The 4,175-nt window shown below is 30.1% G+C and carries 3 protein-coding genes; all 3 read left to right on the plus strand.

Features of this window, described 5'->3' with window-relative positions:
* Positions 1 to 229: 229 nt before the first annotated feature.
* The 3 genes from MR593_RS12460 (at position 230) to MR593_RS12470 (ending at position 4,048) form a co-directional block, all read left to right on the plus strand.
* The gene (locus tag MR593_RS12460; RefSeq protein WP_290693502.1) at positions 230 to 1,567 is read left to right on the plus strand and encodes an MATE family efflux transporter; all 1,338 of its coding nucleotides are present in this window, start codon (positions 230 to 232) and stop codon (positions 1,565 to 1,567) included.
* A gap of 144 nt (positions 1,568 to 1,711) precedes the next feature.
* Positions 1,712 to 2,266: an RNA 2'-phosphotransferase gene (locus tag MR593_RS12465; protein WP_290693505.1), complete on the plus strand. Its 555-nt coding sequence runs from the start codon at positions 1,712 to 1,714 to the stop codon at positions 2,264 to 2,266.
* Between the two features lie 84 nt (positions 2,267 to 2,350).
* Complete coding sequence (locus tag MR593_RS12470) at positions 2,351 to 4,048, plus strand: TcaA NTF2-like domain-containing protein (RefSeq protein ID WP_290693508.1); 1,698 nt, start codon at positions 2,351 to 2,353, stop codon at positions 4,046 to 4,048.
* Positions 4,049 to 4,175: the final 127 nt, after the last annotated feature.

Genomic DNA, 4,175 nt, shown 5'->3' on the forward strand with positions numbered 1-4,175 from the left:
TGATGGATGAATGTAATTTAGAGTTGCCGTTATCTTGTCAGAAGAGAAATTTCGATTAACAGTTAAAATTAAATATAGAAATTAGAAAAGTCCATGAAGGGGAGGTATATAAACATACTTTTTCATGGACTTTTTTTATAACAAAATGGAATATATACAAATATATTAGCTAATGTAAAATAATATATGAAAATCTGTAATTATAAACAATGAAAAAGGGAGGCATTATATGGCAGTAACACAGATGACGGAAGGAAGTATTTCAAAGCAATTAGTATTATTTGCTATTCCAATTTTGATTTCAAATTTATTTCAGCAATTATACAATACAGTAGATACCGCAATAGTAGGACGATTCGTAGGAGCAAATGCTTTAGCGGCTGTGGGAACTTGTAACTTGGTAGTTGTTTTTATGATTTATTTTTTTATAGGATTATCAAATGGATCTAGTATAGTTTTGTCTCAATGTTTTGGACAAAATGACGATGAAAAGGTATTTAAAACAGTTCATACAACTATGGGACTTAGCTTCATATCTGGGATAATTTTAATGGTAGTAGGGCTTTTAAGTGCAGAGACTATTTTAAAATGGATAAATACACCTGATGACGTAATAGGATATGCGATTACATATATCAAGATTTATTTTTTTAGTATGATTCCTATGATGGTTTTTAATATGGGGACAGGCATACTTAGAGCTGTTGGTGATTCTAAGACGCCACTTTATTATTTAGCAGCTTCAGGAGTTGCGAATATAGTTTTAGACTTAATATTTATAGTTCAATTTAAATTCGGAGTAATGGGTGCAGCACTTGCTACTACAATAGCACAGACTATTTCAGCTGTTCTTATAATGATAAAATTAATCAAATCAAATGAAATTTACAAGCTTCATATAAGTAAAATTAGAATTGATTTTGAAATATTGAAAAAAATTTTGGTAATAGGGATACCTACTGGTTTGCAATCAGTTCTAGTTTGTTTTTCTAATATAATAGTGCAATCAAAGGTAAATCTATTTGGATTAAATGTAATGGCGGCACTTTCTATCTACTATAAAATAGAAGGATTTATCTATATGCCTATCGATGCTATAGCCATGGCAATCAGCAATTTCATAGGACAAAATATAGGTGCTAAAAACCTTGAAAGAGTAAAAAAAGGTAAAAAACTCAGTATGAGAATTTGTGTAGCTATGACTGTTTTAATAGGAGGATTAATAATATTTCTTCATACTCCTATATTGAAGATTTTTACTACAGATGAAAAAGTAATTCATTATGGAACTCAGTTTATATTATTTATAGTGCCACTTTATTTTATATATGCTATGAATCAAATTTTATCTGGAGTTTTAAGAGGAGCAGGTCAGACATTTGTGCCTATGATAATAGGACTTGTGTGTATGTGCGGGCTTAGAGTTGGATGGCTTGTTGTTATGATTGGTATAGTCAAGGATGTAAGAATTATTTATGCTAGTTATCCACTGACATGGATATTTACTAATATATTTATGAGTATTTACTACTATAGAGGAAAGTGGATGAAGAAATCAATTTCTTAATATGTACTTTATTTTTATTGTTAGATATAGTTACAATAGTAGAAATTGCAAACTATTATAAAATAAAGGTAAAAAATATTGCATAACTAGGTATTTATATTAGATAATTTAGTATATATAAATTTTAACTAGGAGGGCTGACTTATGAAGGATGTAGTTAGATTGAGTAGATATTTATGTCGTGTTTTGAGACATCATCCAGAGGAAATAGAGTTAAAAATAGACGACAGGGGATGGGCAGATACAACAGAGCTTATAGAAAAAGTAAATACTAAGAAAAAAATAGATATGGAAACTCTAGAATATATAGTGGAAAACGACCAAAAGGGAAGATACAGCTTTAACGAAGATAAGACGAAAATCCGTGTCAACTACGGTCACTCAATACCAGTAAATCCTGATTACGAAATCGCTTCACCAAATACTATTTTATACCACGGCACAGCGACTAGATTTTTAGATAGCATATTCAAAAAAGGAATACTGAGCAAGGGCAGAAACTTAGTCCATCTATCTAAGGATATAGAGACAGCACAAATCGTAGGTGCGAGACATGGTAAGCCTGTAGTTTTAGAAATAGATACTAAAGCCATGGAGCAAGACGGTTATAAATTCTACAAATCTGTAAATGGAATATGGCTTACAGATAAAGTGCCTGTAAAGTACATATCAATAGTCGAAAAAAATATAGAAATTTAACTTACTGCCTTTAAAATATAGAAAAAAACGCATAATTATGTAATAATATTAATTATAAAAATATATAGAGAGTTGGGAGAAAAAATGGCAGGAGGAATAAAAGAAGAAAATCTAAGTTTGGCATTGAGATATATAGTCGACAACTTTGGCAAAAATACTCTTTTAAATGCACAAAAAGTCGAGTCTATATTATCTGATTTGATTCCTAGAGAGACAACAGAGATGAATTGGGCAGTAGATGCGATTAATTTAGGAATAATGAAAATTTTATTAGATGAAAATATTGTAGACGACAAAGGTAGACAAGAGGCTTTAAAGAAGGCTGAGGATGTATTTAAAAGACAGTATGTTGCAGAATTGAGAATGAACTATATTCTAGACAATTTATCGTATGCTTTAGGATGGAGCAATGTAAAAGTAGATAATCTAAAGGAATACGAATTAAAGAAAAAAAGTCAACCATCAAAAAAACTTCAATTAAAAAAGGAAGAAAAGACATACGAAGGTCCTATAAATAAGCCTACTGGAGACAGCAAAAAGGTTGAGCCTAAAAATGATAATAGGATTAAACAAAATGTGGAAAAGGATAATTTGAAAAATAATAACAATAACAACAAGAAAAAGTATCCAAATCCAAATCCGAACCCGAACCCTAATCCGAATCCAAAACCAAAGGACCAAAGTAAATTTAATACACCAAATAGCAATAATAAAAAGTTTTTACTACTACTAATACCTATAATAATCGTGATTTTTTTAATAACTAAATTATTCTCAGGTGTTGGCGATGTAACAGTATCTGATTTTTATTTTAATACACAATACGATTTACAGGGTTCTACTTATGTATTTGACGAAAATGAAACCGTGGAATTAAATATTACATTAGATGCAGATAATCCTAAAAAAATAAATGATGGTAAGGTATCTTATTCAGTAGATGATAGTAACATATGTAATTATACAAAAATAGGAAGTTATAAATGCTCTCTAATGGGAATGAACGAAGGAACTACTGTTTTACGTATATATTACGATGGAAAAGAAATAGATTCTATAAATATCGGATTTGGAGATGTTACAGGCTCAAAAGAAGCGAGCGTAGACCAAATACACGCAAGCTCTAACATAAAAATGAATGGACAAAATTACATATTGCCAGCAAATGAAGATGGTCAAATTCAAGTCGTATTAGATGATGAAGATCTTGATGAATCAAAGCTATCTTATACAGTAGATGATTCAAATATAGCTAGTGTATCAGGATCAGGAAGTACATGCCAAATATATGGTAAAAATGCAGGTGGTACTAATATTAGAATTTTATATGACGGAAAAGAAATAAAAACTATTTATTTGGAAGTTGAAGGAGCACAAGAAGTGGATAATTCACAAAAATCTAGCTTAGATTCAAATAGTGAGGTTGATCTAGTTGTGAAGGGATATTTAGAAAATTACGCGGATGCTGTAAATTATGGAAATATTTCGTATGTAGAACCATATATAACTTCAACAGGTGCATTCCATAAGGAATTATCTAAGACTATTCCAAAGAATTATGAAAAGGGAACACAAGTAGATGTTATAGGATACACAAAAAACAGCATGAAGCAAGAAAGTGGACAATATAGAGTAGGCATGACAATTGAATATAATGTTTATAAACAAGGTGAAACTAAATATCAAAAAGAATACATGGAATTTATAGCAGTTCAACGTTCAGGTGAATGGCTTATAGACAGATATGAAAACTGGAAGCTTTTAGAACAATATAAAATATAGAATAAAAAATATATTCTGAATTTGACATATTAAGCAGAGATATGCTATTATTAAATTAGTTAAATAAACAAAGAATTAACAGTGTCACGAAGATACTAGTGCGAAAGAGCTCACGGTGTTTTTGTGA

This window comes from Intestinibacter sp. (assembly GCF_022780145.1).
Lineage (GTDB): Bacteria > Bacillota > Clostridia > Peptostreptococcales > Peptostreptococcaceae > Intestinibacter.

Coding starts and splice junctions, on each gene's coding strand:
- MR593_RS12460 (WP_290693502.1), top strand. CDS start 230: ATGGCAGTAACACAGATGACGGAAGGAAGTATTTCAAAGCAATTAGTA.
- MR593_RS12465 (WP_290693505.1), top strand. CDS start 1,712: ATGAAGGATGTAGTTAGATTGAGTAGATATTTATGTCGTGTTTTGAGA.
- MR593_RS12470 (WP_290693508.1), top strand. CDS start 2,351: ATGGCAGGAGGAATAAAAGAAGAAAATCTAAGTTTGGCATTGAGATAT.